We start from the raw sequence: 19,994 nt of genomic DNA on the forward strand, positions 1-19,994 counted from the left end.
GATCGTCAAGTTACACCAGGGGTTCATCATCCCGCGCGGCTTGGTAGCAGCCCCAGACAAAGCGCGCGGCAATCATGGCGTCTCGGTCGCCTTTCCGTTTCAGATAGGCGCGCAGATCAACCCAGGCGCGAATGTCGAGCATGTTGCGGTCGCCCAGCGCGTCCTTCACGAAAGATGCGAATTCGGGTTCCCAGGACTGGGGCATGCGCAGGTATTCGATGAAGGTCATGGTGCGTTACTCCGCTGTGCGGGTGGCGTGATTGCGCCCGATGGTGAACCCAGTGAACCTGTTGAACCCCCGTTTTATATATTGCCGCCCGGGACGCACAGCCCACCCCTCCGGCCCCACCGCTGCCGTTCCATCACCAAGGGTTTTGGTAGAGCCATATGGGTTCACTGGGTTCGCTCCCGGCGCAAGGCACTGGAAAAAAGCATGAAAATGCTGAACCCAAGCGCCATTCGCTGCGTTCACGCCGGGTTCACTCGGTTCACCTTTACAAAGGGCAAACGCGCTGCAACCGATGACCCGGCAAAAGCGATGATCGGTTGCAGGCGATGGTGGAACCTGCCGCATCACGGCCGCACCCAACGGTTGCCGCGACCGGTATGCTTGGATTTCCAGCCCAGCATTCTCAAGGTGCCCGCAACCTGCTTTGCATTTGTGCCGTTCTGCTTTTCAGTCGGGATGCGCAGAAGCGTCAGCACCTCGGCAACCGTCACGCTGTCCTTCGGCTGCCGGTCAAAGCCGTCGCCTTCGGTCAAGTCGTCCAGGATACGCCGTATAGGCTCATCCCAAGGGTGTTCTTCGCGGACGGCTTCCTGTTCAATCTTGGCCAACTGTTCCAGTTCGGGCGGCAGGTGCCAGGCTTCTCCGGCCCGGAAGGCTGCGGCTGCCTCAGCGAAAAGCTGTTCCCGATCTGCCGCAAGTCCTTCGGTGTCAATCCGCGCCCCACAAGTCACGGGCCAGTAGCGCCGCCCGCCGCTGGCATCCCGCAGAAAGGCGGTTTCATTCGTGGTCCCAACGAAAACGCACTGGCGAGGAACAATGTCTGCCCGGCGCGCATATGGGGCGCGGATTTCATCTGCGGCGCGTGTCAGGAAGGCCTTCAAATCTTCCTGTTCCGCCTTACGCGACGGGGCGAGTTCGGCCAGTTCCACCACCCAATGCCCGCGAAGGTATAGCCCGGCTTCCCGCGCCCCATCGCGGATCGAGGGCATGTTGTCACCTGACCAGTCACCGCCCAGAATGCGGCAGGCGGTTGACTTGCCGATGCCCTGCGCCCCGCCCAGCACCAGAACATGATCGTGCTTGCAGCCCGGCCGCATGACGCGCGCCACCATTGCGACCAGGAAGGCGCGCCCCACGGCAAGGGAATAGGTGGATGCGTCGACGCCAAGGTAGCGGGTCAGCCAAGTATCGAGGCGCGGCTTGCCGTCATGGTGCAGCGACTCCAGCCAATCCCGGACCGGGTGATAGCGGTTCAACTCGGCAACGGCCCGAGCCGCGCCCGCGGTCAGGTCTGCCCCTACGTTGTGCATTCCGGCCTGTTCAATCGCCACGCGGATCAATCCCAAATCGGCGTCATTGATCGGCCCGGCGCGCCATTCGTCTTGCCCGGTCATCTCGTTCTTGCGGATCGAATAGCCTTGGTCTCGGTTCACCTTGCGCAAAATCAGAATGGCATTGTGCAGCGTCGGTTTCATTTCGCCGTTCTTGCCTGTGATTATTCCGATCCTCGCTTGTTTCGCTTCCGCAGGAAGTGCAGGAAGATCGTCAAAATCATCATCCGAAACGTAGACCTGCCAGTGGCGCTCATATCCTTCAATTCCAATTTCACGGAACATCTGACGCAAACCCTTGGCGTTCTGCTTGTCAGCCTTGAACGATTTCCAAACGTCCCGCGAGTCCCTTTCGTCGTGTTTGGATGATGCCTTTGCCCAATCGTTCCAAATCGAATATCCCTCTTTCGATCCTGCGAATTGGTGATGCAGGGCCATGCCCACATCCTTCCAATCGTCGCGGTCATCCACGTTCAGGGCTTCAAAGAGTCGCGCCAAGTGTTCCTGATTCACCGCGTCAAGAGGCGCGACTGGTTCCCCGCTGCCGTCATGTTGCTGCCACGCGCCGAACCGTGCCAGTGACTCCGGGGCAATCTGCATGGCAAGGGGGAAGCCCAATTCCAAGGGGCGTTCCCAGCGGTAGGGCTGCCCTGTTACAGGGTGAAGCGACGGCGGCAGAACGGCTTGTGAGCCGGTGCCCAGAAGGTCAATTTCCCAATCGAATTTCTTCACATCGCGGCCTTTGGCAGGGTCAAAGACCATCGTGAATCCGTCCGAACGGGCCAGCTTTCGTTTGCGCATCGCCACAGGTGACAGGAAGTAAAGGTGCCGCGACTCCCCGCCGCTGCCACTCACCACAGAAGGGAAGCCCCTGGCGGCAGGCCACAGGGCCAGAAGCGCCGTCCATGCTTCCCTGGCCTTCCTGGCGTCCCGAATGTCAAGGTCGACCAAGTGCAGGAAGTCCCCGCCGATCTGTGACGGCTGCCCAAGGCGAATGCCGATATTCTGCCCTCGCCGGTAGCTGCGGCGCAGGTCTGATTCGCTGCGGTTCGGCAGTTCGGACCAGCGCGCGTCGACCGGGTTCTTCGCCTTGATGTGAAGCCAATGCAGCGATGCGCCCGCGCCAATCAGGTCGCAGTTGATTTGATCCATTGGGACGCATGGGGACGTATTCGGCCCCTCTGGGACGCAAAGCAAATCCGAAAGATCGGTATCTATAAAAACGGTAGGGGGTTGAAATTCGGCCGCGCCGATGGTAATCTCAGGGTGCTTCAAAGCTTCGCTTCCTTTTCTATTGAAGGCCCGCGGTGTCCAGTCGCGGGCTTTCGCATTTCATTCTCCGAGTTGGATATTACCACGGGGCGTTTTATTGAGTCGACTGTGATAAAATAGAAAGGGCCGCACTTTTTACTGTGCGGCCCCTTGAATGAATTCGCTGACGCGCCCTTAGCCGCCAAGCAAATCCGTTAAATCGGTTTCTGATTTATTCACCGATTGACTTTCCTTCTTGTCCAGAAGGTCAGAATACCAGCACATCATGCGCCGCCGTTCCTCAAGGTAGAGTGCCGCGTTATAGGCGCTGCGAACCTCATTCGCGGGGACGTGCGCAAGCTGCCGCTCGATCGCATCGGCCCGCCACAGGCCCGATTCGTTCAGGATGGTTGACGCGGTGCTGCGAAATCCGTGAACCGATGCGCGGGAGTGGTAGCCCAGCCGGTAAAGCCCATAGATCAGCGTATTTTCGGAAACCGGCTTGTGCCCGGACTGGCCTGGCAAGACCCATTGCGAACCGCCTGCCAAGTCCTTGAGTTCCACGAACATGGCCTGCACTTGCGGGGACAGGGGCACGATGTGTTCCTTGCGCATCTTCATCTTTTCAGCGGCGATGCGCCATGTGTCCCCGTCCAGTTCATCCCATGTTGCCAGCCGCAGTTCTGCGGTGCGAACAAAGGTGTGCGCAATGATCTTCAAGCCCAGCGCGGTTGCCCGGTCCCCGCTGTAGGTTTGCAGCGCCTTGAGGAAGTCGGGCAGTTGATCTTCCTTCAAGGCTGCCCGGTGCTGTTGCCGGGGTGCAGACTTCATCGCACCTGCAAGGGGCGCGGCAGGGTCAGAGGAAGCCCAGCCGTTCGCCACGGAAAAGCGAAAGATCGCGCTCATGGTCTGGCGCAGCCGTTTTGCCATTTCGAGGGCGTTGCGGTTTTCGACGTCGCGCAACAGGGCCAAGACTTCGGCAGGGGTGATCGCTGCCACGTCCTTGGTGCCGATCTTGGGGAACACGTCCGCGTCAAGGCGCGACCAGATGCGCGCTGCATAGCCGCTGACCCATTGGGCTTCCCGCGCGTTGAACCATTCCCGCGCGGCGTCCTTGAAGGGCTTCATGGGCGCAGTGCCTGTCGCCGTGCCTTTCTTCGCGGCCGGGTCTATCCCCGCTGCCAGCTTGTCCTTGAGTTCGGCGGCTTTCAGGCGGGCAGTCGCAAGGGAAACATCGGGATACGATCCGAAGGCAGCGGTGCGCTGTTTCGCCTGCCAGCGATAGTTCATGCGCCACAGTTTTGAGCCGCTTGGCGTCACTTGCAGGAAGAGTCCGCGCCCGTCCGACAGCTTCTGAACCTTCGCGGCAGGCTTGACGGCGCGGCATTGGGCATCGGTCAAGGGCATGGCTGCGACTCCGTTTGTTGGTATCGCGGGCATCATACCAACAATTCATACCAACAAAAGACGGGACGCATGGGGACGCATCGGGCGGCATGGGGACGCAGAATGAGGTAAGCCACTGTTTTTAAGTGGATTACCTTCAATCCGGGACGCATAGGGACGAATTTTTGGTAGGCCCGGAGGGATTCGAACCCCCAACCAAGGCGTTATGAGCGCCCTGCTCTGACCGTTGAGCTACAGGCCCCGACCGCTTCCAGATTTGGCCCGACCCGACGGCCGCGTCAAGGCGCAGACTGAACGCGGCTTCGTGTTGACGCAGCAAGCCGCGTGGGTGAGCATATGACGGAACCGCGCACGCAGATCGGCGTTGAGCGGCGTTCCCTGTAAAAAGGCTCCTGTCATGTCGGATTTGCTTGTAATTGCCTTCAACGACGAGGCCAGCGGCTTCGAACTGCGCACCGAACTGGTCAAGATGCAGAAGGAATATCTGATCGAGCTTGAGGATGCGGTCGTCGTCACCCGCCCCAGCGCCGACGATATCCAGCTGCACCAGGCGGTGAACCTGACGGCGGCGGGCGCGCTGGGTGGCGGTTTCTGGGGCACTCTGGTGGGGCTGCTGTTCCTGAACCCGCTGCTGGGGGCGGCGGTGGGCGCGGCCTCGGGCGCCATTGCCGGCCGGCTGAGCGACGTGGGCATCAACGACGATTTCATGCGCGAACTGGGCAATTCGATTCCGCCCGGTGGCTCGGCCGTGTTCATCCTGGTGCGCAAGATGACCGCCGACAAGGTGCTGGCGCGACTGGAAAACTATCACATGAAGGGTCGAGTGCTGCAATCCTCGCTGCCCGAGGCCGAGGAACAGCGCCTGCGCGACGCCTTTGCCGGCGGCAAGCTGGGCTCGGCCCTTGGCATGCCGCAGGCAGATGCGGCCGTTGCGCCCAGCGTCGTGCCGCCAACCGGCAGCGCCGCACCGGCCAGCGGCAGCAGCGGAACGTCGGGGGCGTAATCGCCTTAGCAGACCCGGATTTCCGTGGGTCATCTGGCGCTTGACGCGGCAGGGCGGGACGTGACAGGACGCATCCATGCCGTCCAGCACCGACCTGCCCGACCCCTCCAGCCGCCCCGCCCGCCGCGGGATTGCCGCGCGGGTGGTCCGGCGGGCTGTCGAGTGGTTGCGCTGGCTGGCCGTCAGGCTGCTGGCGCTGATGTTCGTGATCGTGTTCCTGCTGTCCTTCATCAACCCGCCGACGACCTGGACGATCCTGGAGGGGCAGTGGCAATACCCTGACCGGCCGGCGCGCAAATGGGTCGATCTTGACGAGATGTCGCCCCATCTTGTGCGCGCCGTCGTCGCCGCCGAGGATGCCAATTTCTGCCGGCACTGGGGGTTCGACATGACCGAGATCCGCAAGGTCATCGCGTCAGGCTCGTCCCGGGGCGCCTCGACCATCACCCAGCAGACGGCCAAGAACGTGTTCCTGTGGCAGGGCCGAAGTTGGCCGCGCAAGCTGATGGAAACACTTTATACCCCGATGCTCGAGGCGTTGTGGTCCAAACGCCGCATCGCCGAGGTCTATCTGAACGTCGCGGAATTCGGGCGCGGCGTCTTTGGCGTCCATGCCGCCGCCGCCCATTATTACAACACCACCCCCGACCGGCTCAGTCTGCGTCAGGCCGCGGCGCTGGCCTCGATCCTGCCGGCACCCAAAAGCCGCAATCCGCAGACCGGCTCGGCCCGCACCCGGGCCATCGTCAGCGGTGCCCAGACGATCCAGGCCGACGGTCGCGATGCCTGCCTGCGGCTTGGGCGTTGATCCGCCGGCATCCCCATCGCGGTTGAAACCGCATGCCTGCGGGCGTATCAACGCCAAGGCCCGCGTTTGACCCGGTTATTTCCCAGATGAACACTTCGTCCAATTCCACGATCCGCCTTTATCATATCGCCCTGTCCCCGTTCTGCCGCAAGGTGCGCCTGGTGCTGGCCGAAAAGCGCATCGAGGTCGAACTGGTCGAGGACCGCTTCTGGGAGCCGGGGTCCGAAATCCTGCGCCGCAACCCCGCCGGCAAGCTGCCGGTGCTGCGCATGGACGGGCGGTTGCTGGCCGAAAGTCAGGCGATCTGCGAATATCTGGACGAAATCCAGCCGCAGCCGCCGCTGATGCCGCGCCTGGCCATCGAACGCTACGAGACCCGCCGGCTTTGCGCCTGGTTCGACGACAAGTTCAACGCCGAGGTGACGCGGCCGGTAATGACCGAACGGGTGTGGAAAAAGGTCATGCGGCTGGGTTACCCCGATTCGCGCACCGTCAAGGCCGGGTTGTCGGCGGTGCGCTATCATCTGGATTACATGCGCGGCCTGCTGGAACAGCGCCGCTGGCTGGCGGGCGACAGCATGACGCTGGCCGATTTCACCGCCGCCGCGCACCTGTCCTGCCTGGACTATATCTCGGACGTGGACTGGACCCATTCGGCCGAGGTTCAGGAATGGTATGCCAAGATCAAGTCGCGGCCGGCCTTCCGCAGCCTGCTGGCCGATCATGTGCCGGGCATCCACCCGGCGCCGCATTATGCCTTGCTGGATTTCTGATCCCGACCAGATCCGCGCCCGGCTGCAGGATCAGGCCCGGGCGGAAGGCTTTGCCGCCATGGGTATCTGCGCGCCCGATGCCCTGCCCGAACTGCCGGCACGTCTGGCGCAGTTCCTGGCGCGCGGCTACCATGGCCAGATGAACTGGCTGGCCGAGCGGACGGGCTGGCGCGCCGATCCCGCCAGCCTGTGGCCCGAGGCGCGTTCGGTCATCATGCTGGCCGAGCTTTACACCCCCGACCATGACCCGCGCGCGGTCCTTTCCTGCCCTGATCGCGGTGCCGTCAGCGTCTATGCCCATGGCAAGGATTACCACGACCTGGTCAAGAAACGGCTGAAACGCCTGGGCGGCTGGCTGGTCGGCCTGACCGGGGCGCAGATCAAGGTCTTTGTCGATACCGCCCCGGTGATGGAAAAGCCGCTGGCGCAGGCCGCGGGCCTTGGCTGGCAGGGCAAGCATACCAACCTGCTGTCGCGCGACCTGGGCAGCTGGTTCTTTCTGGGGGCGATCTTCACCACGCTGGACCTGCCGCGCGACGCGCCAGAACGGTCGCATTGCGGTTCCTGCCGCGCCTGTCTGGACGCCTGCCCGACCGATGCCTTTCCCGCGCCCTATCAACTGGATGCGCGGCGCTGCATTTCCTATCTGACCATCGAACACCGTGGCCCGGTCGATCCGGCGCTGCGCCCGGCCCTGGGTAACCGCATCTATGGCTGCGACGACTGCCTGGCCGCCTGTCCCTGGAACAAGTTCGCCCGCAGCGCCAGCGAGTTGCGCTATCACGGCCCGCATGGAGCACCGGCCCTGGCCGAACTGGTGCAGCTGGACGATGCCGGCTTTCGCGCGCGTTTCGCCGGCAGCCCGATCAAGCGCATCGGCCGCGACCGCATGGTGCGCAACGTGCTTTACGCGATCGGCAATTCCGGGCTGGCGCCGCTGCGGCCGCTGGCGCAGGCGCTGTGCGCGGACGCCGACCCGGCGGTGGCCGATGCCGCCGCCTGGGCCTGCGCGCGCCTGTCATGAGCGGGCCGTCCCCAGCCCCGGCCCCGCCCGGGGCCGAGTCTGCCCCGCTTCGTGGCATCGTGCTGAAATGCCTCAGCGTGCTGGTGTTCACGCTGATGGCGGCGCTGATCAAGGCCACTTCTGATGGCGGATCGGGGGTGCCGGCGGGCCAGCAGGTGTTCTTTCGGTCCTTCTTCGCGATCCCGGTCATTCTGGTCTGGCTGCTGTGGCGGCGCGAACTGGCGGTCGGGCTGCGCACCCGCCAGCCGATGGGGCATTTCTATCGCGGCATCGTCGGCACTGCGGCAATGGCGCTGGGTTTCTGGGGGCTGGCGTTGCTGCCCCTGCCCGAGGTCACGGCCATCGGCTATGCCGCGCCGCTGCTGACGGTGATCTTTGCGGCCATGTTCCTGGGCGAGGACGTGCGGCTGTTCCGCCTGGGCATGGTGGCGTTGGGGCTGGCGGGGGTGATGATCGTGCTGTCGCCGCGCCTGTCCGCCGGGGCGCAGATGGGCTATCGCGAAACCCTGGGCGCGGTGGTGACGCTGGCCGGCGCGGCCTGCGCGGCGCTGGCGCAGATCTTCGTGCGCAAGCTGGTGCAGCAGGAACGCACCTCGGCCATCGTGTTCTGGTTTTCGATCACCTCGACCTTGCTGGGCCTGCTGACACTGCCCTTTGGCTGGGTGATGCCGGATGCGCGAACCGCGGCGCTGCTGGTCAGCGTCGGGCTGCTGGGCGGGCTGGGCCAGATCCTGCTGACCTCGGCCTATCGTCATGCCGATGCCTCGCTGGTGGCGCCGTTCGAGTATGTCTCGATGCTGCTGTCGCTGGCGCTGGGCTGGTTCGTCTTTGCCGAGGCACCGACGCTGGTGATGCTGGCGGGGGCGGCGCTGATCATCACCGCCGGCATGCTGATCATCTGGCGCGAACGCCAGCTGGGGCTGGAACGCAGCCGCCAGCGCGGCGCCATGACCCCGCAGGGTTAGCGGCCGCCCTGCGGGCTGGGCGCGAAGCCGAAGGCGATGTAGTCGCGCAGATAGGCCCGGCGCGCCGCCGCCCGCAGGCCGGGATCATCCAGAAATTCCGGCACCGAACGCGGTTCGGGCAGCACGCCGGGAGTGTCCAGACCGGCACTGGCGGCCAGCCAGCCCAGATCGCGCACCAGATCGCCTTCGCGCAGCACCATGTCCGGCACGCCGAAACGGGCAAAGCCCGCCAGGATTTCCGACTGGCTGGCCCAGGCGGGCTGGCAGGGAATCGAGGTCTGGCCGTTCAGATTGCGGCGCAGGAAATCCAGGAATGCCGCGAACAGCGGCATCTGATCGACCGGCTGCATTGCCGGCAATTCGGCATCGGGCGGCAGCGGCACCCGGTGGATGTCGCGCAGCAGCTGGCGCAGCGGGGCATTCGGCCCGTTCACCACCCCCTGAAACGCCGACCACGCCCTTAGCAGCGGATGGCGCAGCACGGTAAAGCTGCGGTGGCCGGGGTGGTCGCGTTTCCACTGCCGCAGCAGGTTCTGCTGAAAATCGCCCTGCACCGGCCCCAGCCCCCGCAGCCAGTCGGATATCCGCGACGTCGGGGCGCCACGAACCGGCATGAACACCAGGCCCCGGCCCGCCTCACAGGCCAGATAACCCGGCACCGCCGGGCCGCGGCGCGGCTCGAAATTCGGGATGCGGCGCAGGCCAAAGGGATCCATGCGCGCCAGTTCCGCCTGCATCTCGTCGAAGTTCTCGACCTTTTCCGCCAGTTCGCCGGGGTTTTGCGGCACCTGGTCGCTGGCTGGCTGCACCAGTTCCAGATCGGTGCGTCCCAGCCAGTGCAGCAGCCCGGTCATCACCGCAGGATCGCGCAGATCCTCGTATCCCAGCCAGAAGGCGGTTTGACCGCTGCTTTGCAGGCGATGCTGCACCCGCAGCCGGAATTCCTCGACCGCGTGCAGGTTCTGGCGAAACTCTTCGGCATCAAAACGCACGGTTGCGGCCAGCGGAACCTCGGTCTCGTTCAGCTTCCATTGGTTGGTGCTGCGCGCCAGCTGGGTGGACACATGGCTGTCCACCGGATTTCGGGTCAGCACGATCTTGGCGCAGCTGCGATCATCCAGAATCGCATCCAGCACCCGGGGGTCGTGGTCGTGAAAGTAGCGAAAACCCGCCAGATGATCGGGCCGGTCGAACAGCGCCCGCAACAGCCGCATCGGATCGGCCTCGCGTTCGGCCATGGTGATGCCGCGCAGCTCGGTCTTGTCGGGCCAGCCCAGCATCACCGGGTTGAACGCCTCGCCAAAGCAGGTGACGCGGCGGATGCGGTTCAACGTCGCCTCGAGCAGATTCGAGCCGGTGCGCATTTCGGCAAAGATGACAAAGCTGCGAAAGCCCTGGGTCATGGTGCGCTCCGTTCCCTTGCTGCTGCGCCGCCCGCCCCGGTGATCGGAAAATCGCCCATCAGCTGCGGGCGCAGGCCGGCGTTGCGCAGTCTTTGCAGAAAGTCGCCCATCCCCGCAACCGGGCGCATCGCCGGCAGATCCGTGGCCGCATCCGTACCCGCGCCCAGTTCGCGCAACACCGATTGCAGCACGCCAAGCGGACGGGCGCAGAAATCGGCCAGATCCCAGACCTGGACCTGCGCCTTGCACCAGACCGACCGGACGGCCTCGATCTGGGCCAGTTCGGCGCGCTGCAACCGCGCCGCCATGCGGCGGATGTCGTCAAACGGCATGCCCGAATGCATCAGCGGCACCGCCCAGGCCCCGGTGATGAGAAACATCCGCGCATGCGGATCGGTGGCCATGAACCAGGCCAGCGCCTGGTTGTCGCGGGGGCTATGCTGCCAGACCTGCATTCGCGGCGTCAGTCGCACCAGACTGGCCAGAAAGCCGCGCGGGTCCAGATCGCGCATGGCGGGATTGTCCGGGAAGGCCCCGGGCCCCAGCGCCGCGCCGCCGGCAAAGCCGATGCCGTCAGACGCGAACAGATGCCCATGCACATCCGCATCCAGCCGAGCCCCCAGCCAGTTCGGGAAATCCGCGAACAGGTCCGAAAATCCCTGCAACACCGCATAGGGTGCCGCGGTCTTGACGATTTCGCGGTCCTTGACCGGAAAGCGGCTCTGCATGTAAAGCCCCGGCCGGCCCTGGCACCGGCGCTGGACAGCCTGATCGATCATCCGCTCCAGCCTCTGCGGACGCGGCTCGGCATCGGGGGTGGTCGCAGGCCGGGGAAAATGCTCATGCAGCCGCTGCGCCCCGCGCCAGACCTTGCGGACCAGAAAACAGCGCGACTGCTCCAGCAAGGTCAGGTGATCGTCATAGAACAGGAACGGCCGACCCTGAGCGTCAAAGCGACTGAAGGTCAGCGATCGGCTTTCGATCTGGCGCGCATGGCGGCGGATCAGGCTTTGGAAATAGCTTTCGTCCGGGATCCAGACCCGGCGGAAATAGCGGTCGAACTCGGCCCGGCGCGGATCGTTCAGGATCGCCTGCAGGCTGGCGCAGGTCAGGCACCACCACTGCGAGCCCAGATGCGGCACCAGTCCCTGCGGGATGCGCCGGCGAAACCGCAGCCGGCGCTGCAATTCGACATGGCGGTCGAACAGCCAGCGCTGCCGGCGATAGGAAAACGGAAACCGCAGGGTAAAGCGTTCCTCGCTGAGCCCGCCCACGGTCCAGCCGGCATCCCCGACGGTGACGCTTTCGATGAAGTCGCAGCCCGGCCGCGCCGCCAGATAGGCGCAGATTTCGCCCACCGGCCGCAGCGGCAGGCAGGCGCCCGACACCAGCAGCACATGGCTGATGTCCGGGTCCAGCGCCAGCAGCCGTTCGGCGGCGATCTGCGTGGCGCGCACCAGGCTGAACCGGCCCCATTCGCAGGCGACCCGCGGCGCCAGATGCACCTGTCCCGCCAGGTCCGCCAGATCGGCGCGCAGGGCATCGACCGGCGCGGCCGGCGCGCGGGCATCAACATGCACCATCACCTGCGCCCCGCCCCGGGCCCAGAGCCGCGCCATCCGGGCGGCCAGGGCCAGCTCCTCGTGGCACAGCATGACCACCCCCAGGCGCACCGGCGCCGTCATGCCCAGTTCCCCCTCGAGATCAGCCCCAGATCCTCGAGCTGGCGCCAGTCGTCATATTCGCAGGACTGCGGGCACCAGAAATCCGGCCCATGCGCCAGCCCGGCGTGATAGGCGGCATATTCGCGCCCGCCGGCATAGTGCTGGCGCCGGGTCAGTTCCTCGGCCGCCTTCTGGGCAAAGCTGGGCAGGAACTTGGCATGCAGCAGGCAGCCCGAGGCACGCTCGCCGCCGTTTTCGTCATAGACCCGGTTCAGCGCCCGCGGCAGCAACATATGCGTGGAACTGGCATAGACATAGCCGCGCCGCCAGCGCACCAGCGGGATCTTGTTCAGCGCCGGCGCCGATTGCGGCGCATCGGCAAAGAACAGCCTTGCCCGAGGCCCGCCCTGGATCCACAGGTTGCCGTATTCGCGGTTCTTGCGGATGACATAATTGCCCGGATCGAACCAGCGCAGGGTCCGGAACGGGTCGTCCCCCGGGCGATAGGCTGCGGTCGCCTGTGCCTCGCGCGGATACATGTCCAGAAGCATCGCCGAAAACGCGCGCATGTTGCCGGCGTCCAGCCAATCGGTCAGCGCCCGCAAGGGCCGGCTGTCATGATGGGGATAGATCAGGAATTCGTCGGGATCGACCGTCAGGCACCAATGGCCGCTGCCATGACGGAACAGCAACCAGTTCATCCAGTCCATGCCGAAGCGCGCGCCCTTGTAGCTGGCGGCTGTCCGCCACAGCGAGACATCCGATTGATCGGCCAGGAATTCGCGCCCGCCATCCTCGGACTCATTGTCGACCACCAGGAAATGCCCGACCCCCAGGCGCCGGTAATAATCCAGGAAATAAGGCAGGCGCGGGGCTTCGTTGCGCATGGCCATGAACAGCAGGATGTCGCCCGGCGCAATCGCGCGGGTGCGGTCCACCACCGGCCGCAATCGGCGGTGGCGGCGAATGGCGCGGGCCAGCAGCCATTGCCGGCGCACCCGCAGACGGAAACGGCGACGATATTCGGACCACAGGCGCGGCATCGGCGGCCTAACCCGTTGCTCGTGGCCGTGCCACCAGTCCGGCAAGGGCGGCGGCAACGGCTGCAAAATGCGCCTCCCAGCCGGGAACCCGGGCAGGCGACAGCCGCTGTCGTGGCACCGCCGCCAGCCGGGCGATTTCCGACGCCCAGTCCGACGGCGCATCGGCGGGCAGATAGATGGGGTAGTCGCCCAGGATCTCGCGCGCCACAGGCAAGGGGCTGCACAGGATCGGAACCCCACGCGCGGCAGCCTCGGTCAGCGGCAGGCCGAAACCCTCGGCCCGGCTGGGCATCAGCAGCGCGTGGCAATGCTGCATAAGCGCCGCCACCTCGGCGTCGTCCAGATCGCCGCATTCGCGCACCGCAGCCCCCGGCGCCAGCGCGTCCAGCCGCGCAAACACCTCGCGGTTTTCCCAGCCCCGGCGACCGGCGATCACCAGCATCGGCCCGGCGGGCAGCTGCGCCCAGGCATCCAGCAGCAGGGCGTGATTCTTGCGCGGCTCGATCGTGCCCAGGGTCAGGAACAAGGGCCGGTCATCGGGCAGGCCGGCGGGCAGCGGCGGCGTCGGCGCCGGCGCGGTCAGGCGGGTGCCGATGGGCGCAATCACCACCGGCGCATGCGGGTCCACCGCCAGTTTCCGGGACCACTCCAGAACCGCGTCCCGCGTCACCGCCGATATCGCCAGCACCAGATCGGCCTGTTGCATCGCCGCCCGGAAACGGTCCTGAAACCGCTGCGATTGCCCGGCGCGGGTGAATTCGGGATGATCCAGCGGAATCGTGTCGTGCAGCAGCACCGCCCGGATCAGGGGGCGCAGGTTCTGCCACAGCCGCGGCGCGATATTGCTGTGGCCCACGTTCAGATAGGCTGCGCCCGCGCCCAGATGCGCCAGGACAAAGGCCCCCAGCCCCTGCCCGTCGCGGCCCGCACGCCGCAATGCCCAGGGCGCCAGGGCATGCAGCGCCCCGGTTGCCGGCCCGCGCCCCAGCCGCAGCCGCAACCGCGCCAGCAGCCCCGGCGCCGGCGGCAGGTTGCCCCTGTTGGCCAACCAGCCCAGCAGCAAGGCCCCCGCCGCTGGGTCCAGCACCCATTGCGCGCGCCCGGCCCGGCACAGCAACAGATGTCGCCGGCCTTGCAGATGGGCCAGCCACTCTGCCTCGACCCGGTCGATGCCGGTCAGCGGCCCGCGCCCCAGCCGCGACACCAGTCGCGAGACATCCAGCAGGATCCCGCGATCAGCCGTCATATCCGCCGGTCTGGTGCCAGCGCCAGGCGTCGGCGACCATCTGCTGCATGGTCGAGCGCCCGGGCGTCCAGCCCAGCACCCGCCGCGCCTTTTCGCTGCCCGACACCAGCTTGACGGCATCGCCGGGCCGGCGCGGACCATCGACCATCGGCACCGGGCGGTTGGTGACATGCCGCGCCTGATCGACGACCTCGCGGACCGAAAAGCCGTTGCCCGTGCCCAGACAGAACACCTCGTGCCCGCCATCGGCCAGCTTGCCGTCCAGAAGAAAGCGCAGGCCCAGCACATGGGCATCGACCAGGTCCATCACATGGACGTAATCGCGGATGCAGGTGCCATCGGCGGTCGGATAGTCGGTGCCATGGACGGTCAGCGCCGGACGCCGGCCGTCGATCGCATCAAGGATCAGCGGAATCAGATGGGTCTCGGGGCGGTGGAATTCGCCCACCTCGCCCTCGGGGTCGGCGCCGGCGACGTTGAAATAGCGAAAGATCACCGCGCGCAACCCGTCCGAGGCGCCGAAATCCTTCAGCATGTCCTCGATCGCGCGCTTGCTGGCGCCATAGGCGTTCAGCGGCGCCTGCGACGTCGATTCGTCCAGCACCACCCCGTCATGGTCGCCATAGGTGGCGCAGGTCGAACTGAACACCAGATCGCGCACCCCCGCCGCCAATGCCGCCTCGACCAGGTTCAGCGAGGCGCAGACATTGCCGCGCCAGTAGCGGCCCGGTTCGCGCATCGCCTCGCCCACCTGGCTCAGCGCCGCGAAATGCATCACCGCCACCGGACGATGCATCGCCAGCACCTGATCCAGTCGCGCCCGGTCCAGCAGATCGCCCTGCTCGAATGGGCCGAACTTCACCGCCTGGCGCCAGCCGGTCACCAGATTGTCATAGGTGACCGGAACGAACCCCGCCCGCTGCAACGCCTTGCATGCGTGCGAGCCGATATAGCCCGCCCCGCCGGTGACCAGGACCGTCGGCCCCATGCCTATTCCGCCGCCCGCAGCATCGCCGCGATATCGGACAGATATTCGGCAAATTCATGCTTGAGATCCTCGCGCGCGAGGCCAAAGGCCACGGTCGCCTGCAGAAATCCCGCCTTCGAGCCGCAATCGAAACGCTGGCCGCGAAAGCGCAGGCCAAAGACATCGCGGCCTTCCTCGATCTCGTCGGCGATGGCGTCGGTCAGCTGGATCTCGCCGCCCGAACCCTGCTTGAGCTTGTTGAGGTTGTTCATCACCGTCGGCGCCAGGATGTAGCGGCCGATCACCGCCAGGTTCGACGGCGGGTTTTCCTTGGGCTTTTCGACCATGCCGCGGGCGCGGACGATCGCCCCCATGTCCTCGGCCACGTCCAGAACGCCGTAGGCCTTGGTCTTTTCGATGGGCACCTCCATGGTGGCCACCATGCTGCCGCCGGTTTCGCGATAGGCCTCGATCATCTGTTGCAGGCAGGGCGGCTCGCCCATGATCACGTCATCGGTCAGGATCACGGCAAAGGGCTCGTCTCCGACCAGGCGGCGCGCGCACCAGACCGCATGCCCCAGGCCCAAGGCCTTGTGCTGGCGAATATAGGCAATCGCGCCCGAATCCATGTTGGTCGAACGCAGGATATCCAGCAATTCCGTCTTGCCGGTTTTCTTCAGGTTCGATTCCAGCTCATGCGCGTGGTCGAAATAATCCTCGAGCGCGCCCTTGCCGCGCGAGGTGACAAAGATGAATTCCTCGATTCCGGCGGCGCGCGCTTCGTCGATCGCATACTGGATCAGCGGCCTATCAACCAAGGTCATGATTTCCTTGGGAATACTTTTTGTGGCCGGTAGAAAACGGGTGCCAAGGCCGGCGACGGGGAAAATGGCCTTGCTGACTTTGCGGTGCATGAATGCGCTCTCCTGATCTCTGCGCCGACGGCAGGAATGCTTATCCTCTTTTGCCGGCGACTGCGCAACAAGTGTCGTGGACCCGTTGCCGTTCCATGCCGTGGCAAAAGCGATTCAATTTTCTGCTTCTTGCAGCCATTTTCCGCTTGGCGGGGGCGCATATTCCGGCAGGTATTCGCGCTCGCGGCGAATGCGGTCGGCACGCGGCATGAACAGCATCGCCCGGTCCCCGGGCTGCGCGCGACCCCACAGACCCCCGCGCTGCTCCCACCAGCCCTGCGCGGTCAGAACCAGCCGGTGAGGCAGAAAGCCCGGTGTCAGCAGCAGCAGCGTCGCCAAGCGCCCCTGGGCCACGGCCTGCGCGGCCTGACGGCGCAGGCCCCGCGCCTGCCAGTGCCAGCCGGCCAGGAACAAGGGATCGGCCGCGCGCATGGGCAAGGGCTGGAAGGGCGGCGGCCGGTCGGCCGCCGGAAACGGTGTCGGGACCGGCGGCGGCGGCAAGGCCGCGCCCGCGGCCAGCCCCTTGCGCAGCGTGGCCAGCACCGGCCCGACCGCGCCGGGGTCCAGCCGTCCCGCGACCATCAGCCGCAGCAGCCGCCGACGCTGCGCCGCCTCGACCCAGCCGGTGCTGCCGCCATGGCGTGCGGCAAAGATGGCGGCCGAGCGGCCCACCGCGGTCAGGTCGTCGGGCACCCCGGCCGGGCCCCGCCCCGCGCCCGGCGCGATGCCATGCACCACCACCGCCTGCGGCACCACCGCAGTCAATCCCTGCGGCCAGCGCGCCGCCATGCGCATGTTCACATCGCTTTCATCAAGGTGATAGGCAAAGGCCGGGTCGAAACCGCCAAGTTCGCGCAGGGCCGCGGCGCGAAATCCGCAATTGGTGCCCAGGGTGCTGATCGCGCCGTCAGCGGGCGGCGCCAGCAGCGCGGCGTCGCGCAGCGCCAGTGCCCGGCTGCGTCCGGAACGGTCGATGACCTCGGCCCGGGCCTGCCAGGACAGGCCGTCGGGACCGCGGGTAAAGCCGGTCGCCGCCAGCACCCCGGGGTCGGCAAAGGCCGCGGCCAGCGCCGCCGCCCACTGCGGCGCGGCCACCGCGTCATCGTCGATGAACAGCACCACCTCGGCCGCCGCCAGCGCCAGGCCGCGATTGCGCGCGGCCGAGATATTGGCCTGGTCGAAGCATGCGCGCTTGATCGGCAGGTCCGGGCGCAGGCCGATACTTCCCGGATCGGCCACCAGGATCAGTTCGCATTCGGGATGGCTCTGCCGGGCCAGCGCGGCCAGACACTGCGCCAACGGCCCAGGGCGGTGGCGCGAGACCACGACGATGCTGACGGCCGGCAGGCGCCCGGCCTGCCCCGGCATCAGGCAATGCCCATGCGCTGCATCATCGCCTCGAGCTTGGGCACATCCGAGGGGTTGTTCAGCTCCCAGAATTCGCGGCCGCGGGCCTCGACCTCGACGCACAGGATGCGGCGGCCGCGTTCCAGGAAGCGCAATTGTTCGAGCCCCTCGAGCGCCTCGAGCCGGCCTTCGTCCCAGGTCGGATATTCCGCCAGCGCCGCCGGCCGATAGGCATAGACCCCGACGTGATGAAACACCGGGGTGGGATCGCCGGGGGCGAAATCGGCCCCGACATAGGGGATCACTTCCTTCGAGAAATACAGCGCCCTGCGGTCGTGGCCGAAAACCGCAGTGGTGCCGCCCACACGCCCCGCCACGCGGTCGGCGATCAGTTCCGAACGCATCGCCCCCGAACAGCGCAGCACCGGCGTCGCCACATCGGCCCCCGGATCGGCGCGCAGTCCGGCGATCAGTTCCTCGACGAACCAGGCGGGGGTCAAGGGGGCATCCCCTTGCAGGTTGACGACGATTTCAGGGGACAGCCCCAGATTGGCCACCGCCTCGGCGCAGCGTTCGGTGCCGTTGCGCGCGGTGGTGGCGGTCATGGCGACCTCGGCCCCGAAGTCGCGCGCGTGATCGGCGATGCGGCGATCATCGGTGGCCACGATCACCCGATCGACGCCACCCACCGCCCGCGCGGCCTGCCAGCTGCGCCGGATCAGCGACAACCCCTGGCCCGAGGCGCCGCGCAGCTCCACCAGCGGCTTGCCAGGATAACGGGTCGAGGCATGGCGGGCGGGAATGACGATGACAACGGACATGAAGCTATTCCCTGACCAGCAGCACGCCCGGGGCATAGGCGATGAAGAACGGGTTCTCGAAACCGGGCTTGCCATAGAGCAGCGGACTGTGGTCGTCGAAACGCACCACTTCGCCCCCGGCCGCGCGCAGCACCGCATCGCCCGCGGCGGTGTCCCATTCCATGGTCCGGCCCAGACGCGGGTAAAGATCCGCCTCGCCGGTGGCGACCAGGCAGAATTTCAGCGACGAGCCGGCCGAGGTCAGGTCGCGCACCGCATAGCGGTTGATGTATGCGTCCGTCGCCGCATCGCGGTGCGATTTCGAGGCCACCACCATCAGCCCGCGATTGTCCGGCATCGAATTGACGCCGATGGGGGTCAGGGCGCCCGGCTGCGCGCCAAAGGGGCCCTGCTCCTCGACCGCGCCCCCCTGGCCGGTGGTATAGAACAGTCGCCCCCGCGCCGGGGCATAGACCACCCCCAGCCGCGGCACCCCGTCCTGGACAAAGGCGATGTTGACGGTGAAATCGCCGCGGCGCTGCACGAATTCCTTGGTGCCATCCAACGGATCGACGATGAAGAAGGTGTCAGGGCTTTGCGCGTGGGTCTCGGCCTGTTCCTCGGTCACCAGGGCGATATCGGGAAAGGCGGCCCTGAGTCCTTTCGAGATCAACGCATCTGCGGCCTCGTCGGCCTGGGTGACGGGCGATGCATCTGATTTGGCCCTGACCTGCAGATCCTCGTCGCGATAGATCGCCATGATTTCATCGCCGGCTTGCAGCGCCAGGCGCCGCATTTCGGAAATCATTTGATCGAATTGCATTGCATTTCCTTTCCGGCCGGCGGATCCAGGCGCCGTCCAGCCGATTGAATACGGCATTCGCCTTTCTTATGATCGCGTGAACCCATCAGGGCAAGCGCCCGTATCCGCAGACCGATCCCGCAACCCCGCCGGTGCCCGATGTTCGTCCAACGCCGCAATCGCAATCTGGCCCAGGCCGCGTTCACGACGCTGGCGCTGATCTATCATGTCACCGTCAACAACCTGCGCAAGGGCCACCGCAACGCGCTGGTGGGGCTGATCATGACCGTGGTTCAGGCGGTGGCGATGATCATGGGCTTTTATCTGATCTTTGCCTTGATGGGGGTGCGGCATGCCCCGATCCGCGGCGACTATCTGGTCTATATCATGACCGGGATCTTCATGTTCATGGCCCATTCCCAGGCCATCGGCGCGGTGGCCGGATCGGCCAGTCCGAACAATCAGATGATCAAGCACGGGCCGATGAACACGGCGGTGCTGATCGCGGCCGCGGGGCTGGCGTCGCTTTACCGGCAGACATTTTCCTGTTTCGTGGTGCTGGCGGCCTATCACTACCTGGTCCAGCCCATTCGCATAGAATCGCCTGCCGCCTGTTATGCGATGCTGCTGCTGGCCTGGTTTTCGGGCTGCTGCATCGGGTTGATCTTTCTGGCGCTGCGGGCGTGGTGGCCGCAACCGGCCCAGGTGCTGACCCAGGTCTATCAGCGATTGAACATGCTGTTTTCGGGCAAGATGTTCGTGGCCAATACGCTGCCCGGCTTCATGCTGGGGATGTTTGCCTGGAATCCGCTGTTCCACATCATCGACCAGACCCGCGGATTTGCCTTCATCAACTATTCCCCGCGCAATTCGTCGCTGGAATATCCGATCTATGCGACGCTGGCGCTGCTGATGGTGGGGCTGATGGCCGAATTCGTCACCCGGCGATCGGTGTCGCTGAGCTGGTCTGCCGGGCGCTGAGATGGAACCATTGCGGCACCATTTTCGCCCGGCGCG

18 protein-coding genes and 1 tRNA gene are annotated in these 19,994 nt (G+C 65.8%); 6 read left to right on the forward strand and 13 right to left on the reverse strand.

Features of this window, described 5'->3' with window-relative positions:
* Window positions 1–10: 10 nt before the first annotated feature.
* From GB880_RS03470 to GB880_RS03485, 4 genes are all read right to left on the reverse strand, one after another.
* Window positions 11–229, reverse strand: a complete 219-nt coding sequence (locus tag GB880_RS03470) for a hypothetical protein (RefSeq protein WP_154493843.1) — start codon at window positions 227–229, stop codon at window positions 11–13.
* A 344-nt stretch (window positions 230–573) separates the two neighbouring features.
* Window positions 574–2,712: a VapE domain-containing protein gene (locus GB880_RS03475; RefSeq protein WP_154493842.1), complete on the reverse strand. Its 2,139-nt coding sequence runs from the start codon at window positions 2,710–2,712 to the stop codon at window positions 574–576.
* 294 nt (window positions 2,713–3,006) lie between these two features.
* Window positions 3,007–4,218 carry a tyrosine-type recombinase/integrase gene (locus GB880_RS03480; protein WP_154493841.1) on the reverse strand — a complete coding sequence of 404 codons (1,212 nt, stop codon included), beginning with the start codon at window positions 4,216–4,218 and terminating at the stop codon, window positions 3,007–3,009.
* Window positions 4,219–4,383: 165 nt separating this feature from the next.
* Window positions 4,384–4,459: transfer RNA gene (locus GB880_RS03485), tRNA-Ile, on the reverse strand.
* A 156-nt stretch (window positions 4,460–4,615) separates the two neighbouring features.
* On the opposite strand from GB880_RS03485, the gene GB880_RS03490 reads away from it, so the two are divergent.
* The 5 genes from GB880_RS03490 (at window position 4,616) to GB880_RS03510 (ending at window position 8,791) form a co-directional block, all read left to right on the forward strand.
* Entirely contained in the window at window positions 4,616–5,221 is a 606-nt protein-coding gene (locus GB880_RS03490; protein ID WP_154493840.1) for a DUF1269 domain-containing protein, read from the forward strand.
* Between the two features lie 76 nt (window positions 5,222–5,297).
* Entirely contained in the window at window positions 5,298–6,029 is a 732-nt protein-coding gene (gene mtgA / locus GB880_RS03495; protein ID WP_154493839.1) for a monofunctional biosynthetic peptidoglycan transglycosylase, read from the forward strand.
* Window positions 6,030–6,115: 86 nt separating this feature from the next.
* Window positions 6,116–6,802, forward strand: a complete 687-nt coding sequence (fzlA, locus tag GB880_RS03500) for an FtsZ-binding protein FzlA (protein WP_154493838.1) — start codon at window positions 6,116–6,118, stop codon at window positions 6,800–6,802.
* The gene (queG, locus tag GB880_RS03505) at window positions 6,783–7,826 is read left to right on the forward strand and encodes a tRNA epoxyqueuosine(34) reductase QueG (protein ID WP_154550613.1); all 1,044 of its coding nucleotides are present in this window, start codon (window positions 6,783–6,785) and stop codon (window positions 7,824–7,826) included. Before fzlA ends, queG begins: the two co-directional genes overlap by 20 nt.
* The gene (locus tag GB880_RS03510) at window positions 7,823–8,791 is read left to right on the forward strand and encodes a DMT family transporter (protein WP_154550612.1); all 969 of its coding nucleotides are present in this window, start codon (window positions 7,823–7,825) and stop codon (window positions 8,789–8,791) included. Before queG ends, GB880_RS03510 begins: the two co-directional genes overlap by 4 nt.
* On the opposite strand, the gene GB880_RS03515 is transcribed toward GB880_RS03510, so the two are convergent.
* The 9 genes from GB880_RS03515 to cysQ all read right to left on the reverse strand — a co-directional run bounded on the left by GB880_RS03515 (window position 8,788) and on the right by cysQ (window position 18,998).
* Window positions 8,788–10,194 (reverse strand): hypothetical protein, encoded by a 1,407-nt coding sequence (locus GB880_RS03515; protein WP_154494424.1) that lies wholly within the window; start codon window positions 10,192–10,194, stop codon window positions 8,788–8,790. The two genes, GB880_RS03510 and GB880_RS03515, sit on opposite strands and share 4 nt — an antisense overlap.
* On the reverse strand, window positions 10,191–11,879 hold the full coding sequence (locus GB880_RS03520; protein WP_229774478.1) for a beta-1,6-N-acetylglucosaminyltransferase: 1,689 nt from the start codon (window positions 11,877–11,879) through the stop codon (window positions 10,191–10,193). The genes GB880_RS03515 and GB880_RS03520 overlap by 4 nt, the downstream gene beginning before the upstream one ends.
* A complete protein-coding gene (locus GB880_RS03525) occupies window positions 11,876–12,901 on the reverse strand; it encodes a glycosyltransferase family 2 protein (RefSeq protein ID WP_154494423.1) in 1,026 nt (341 codons plus the stop codon). The genes GB880_RS03520 and GB880_RS03525 overlap by 4 nt, the downstream gene beginning before the upstream one ends.
* A gap of 7 nt (window positions 12,902–12,908) precedes the next feature.
* Window positions 12,909–14,147: a glycosyltransferase family 4 protein gene (locus GB880_RS03530; RefSeq protein WP_263467292.1), complete on the reverse strand. Its 1,239-nt coding sequence runs from the start codon at window positions 14,145–14,147 to the stop codon at window positions 12,909–12,911.
* Complete coding sequence (galE, locus tag GB880_RS03535; RefSeq protein ID WP_154494602.1) at window positions 14,137–15,135, reverse strand: UDP-glucose 4-epimerase GalE; 999 nt, start codon at window positions 15,133–15,135, stop codon at window positions 14,137–14,139. Before galE ends, GB880_RS03530 begins: the two co-directional genes overlap by 11 nt.
* Window positions 15,136–15,137: 2 nt before the next feature.
* Window positions 15,138–16,028: a UTP--glucose-1-phosphate uridylyltransferase gene (locus GB880_RS03540; protein WP_154494601.1), complete on the reverse strand. Its 891-nt coding sequence runs from the start codon at window positions 16,026–16,028 to the stop codon at window positions 15,138–15,140.
* A gap of 114 nt (window positions 16,029–16,142) precedes the next feature.
* Window positions 16,143–17,396 (reverse strand): glycosyltransferase family 2 protein, encoded by a 1,254-nt coding sequence (locus GB880_RS03545; protein WP_263467293.1) that lies wholly within the window; start codon window positions 17,394–17,396, stop codon window positions 16,143–16,145.
* Window positions 17,396–18,196, reverse strand: a complete 801-nt coding sequence (locus GB880_RS03550; RefSeq protein WP_154493638.1) for a 3-deoxy-manno-octulosonate cytidylyltransferase — start codon at window positions 18,194–18,196, stop codon at window positions 17,396–17,398. Before GB880_RS03550 ends, GB880_RS03545 begins: the two co-directional genes overlap by 1 nt.
* Before the next feature lie 4 nt (window positions 18,197–18,200).
* The gene (cysQ, locus tag GB880_RS03555; protein WP_154493637.1) at window positions 18,201–18,998 is read right to left on the reverse strand and encodes a 3'(2'),5'-bisphosphate nucleotidase CysQ; all 798 of its coding nucleotides are present in this window, start codon (window positions 18,996–18,998) and stop codon (window positions 18,201–18,203) included.
* 138 nt (window positions 18,999–19,136) lie between these two features.
* Between cysQ and GB880_RS03560 the strand changes: the two genes are divergently transcribed.
* Complete coding sequence (locus GB880_RS03560; RefSeq protein WP_154493636.1) at window positions 19,137–19,958, forward strand: ABC transporter permease; 822 nt, start codon at window positions 19,137–19,139, stop codon at window positions 19,956–19,958.
* Window positions 19,959–19,994 lie beyond the last annotated feature (36 nt).

Source organism: Paracoccus sp. SMMA_5_TC (assembly GCF_009696685.2).
Lineage (GTDB): Bacteria > Pseudomonadota > Alphaproteobacteria > Rhodobacterales > Rhodobacteraceae > Paracoccus.

Bases quoted from the DNA above. Each gene is read 5' to 3' on its own strand.
- GB880_RS03470 (WP_154493843.1), bottom strand. From the start codon at position 229: ATGACCTTCATCGAATACCTGCGCATGCCCCAGTCCTGGGAACCCGAA.
- GB880_RS03475 (WP_154493842.1), bottom strand. From the start codon at position 2,712: ATGGATCAAATCAACTGCGACCTGATTGGCGCGGGCGCATCGCTGCAT.
- GB880_RS03480 (WP_154493841.1), bottom strand. From the start codon at position 4,218: ATGCCCTTGACCGATGCCCAATGCCGCGCCGTCAAGCCTGCCGCGAAG.
- GB880_RS03490 (WP_154493840.1), top strand. From the start codon at position 4,616: ATGTCGGATTTGCTTGTAATTGCCTTCAACGACGAGGCCAGCGGCTTC.
- mtgA (WP_154493839.1), top strand. From the start codon at position 5,298: ATGCCGTCCAGCACCGACCTGCCCGACCCCTCCAGCCGCCCCGCCCGC.
- fzlA (WP_154493838.1), top strand. From the start codon at position 6,116: ATGAACACTTCGTCCAATTCCACGATCCGCCTTTATCATATCGCCCTG.
- queG (WP_154550613.1), top strand. From the start codon at position 6,783: ATGCCTTGCTGGATTTCTGATCCCGACCAGATCCGCGCCCGGCTGCAG.
- GB880_RS03510 (WP_154550612.1), top strand. From the start codon at position 7,823: ATGAGCGGGCCGTCCCCAGCCCCGGCCCCGCCCGGGGCCGAGTCTGCC.
- GB880_RS03515 (WP_154494424.1), bottom strand. From the start codon at position 10,194: ATGACCCAGGGCTTTCGCAGCTTTGTCATCTTTGCCGAAATGCGCACC.
- GB880_RS03520 (WP_229774478.1), bottom strand. From the start codon at position 11,879: ATGACGGCGCCGGTGCGCCTGGGGGTGGTCATGCTGTGCCACGAGGAG.
- GB880_RS03525 (WP_154494423.1), bottom strand. From the start codon at position 12,901: ATGCCGCGCCTGTGGTCCGAATATCGTCGCCGTTTCCGTCTGCGGGTG.
- GB880_RS03530 (WP_263467292.1), bottom strand. From the start codon at position 14,147: ATGACGGCTGATCGCGGGATCCTGCTGGATGTCTCGCGACTGGTGTCG.
- galE (WP_154494602.1), bottom strand. From the start codon at position 15,135: ATGGGGCCGACGGTCCTGGTCACCGGCGGGGCGGGCTATATCGGCTCG.
- GB880_RS03540 (WP_154494601.1), bottom strand. From the start codon at position 16,028: ATGCACCGCAAAGTCAGCAAGGCCATTTTCCCCGTCGCCGGCCTTGGC.
- GB880_RS03545 (WP_263467293.1), bottom strand. From the start codon at position 17,396: ATGCCGGGGCAGGCCGGGCGCCTGCCGGCCGTCAGCATCGTCGTGGTC.
- GB880_RS03550 (WP_154493638.1), bottom strand. From the start codon at position 18,196: ATGTCCGTTGTCATCGTCATTCCCGCCCGCCATGCCTCGACCCGTTAT.
- cysQ (WP_154493637.1), bottom strand. From the start codon at position 18,998: ATGCAATTCGATCAAATGATTTCCGAAATGCGGCGCCTGGCGCTGCAA.
- GB880_RS03560 (WP_154493636.1), top strand. From the start codon at position 19,137: ATGTTCGTCCAACGCCGCAATCGCAATCTGGCCCAGGCCGCGTTCACG.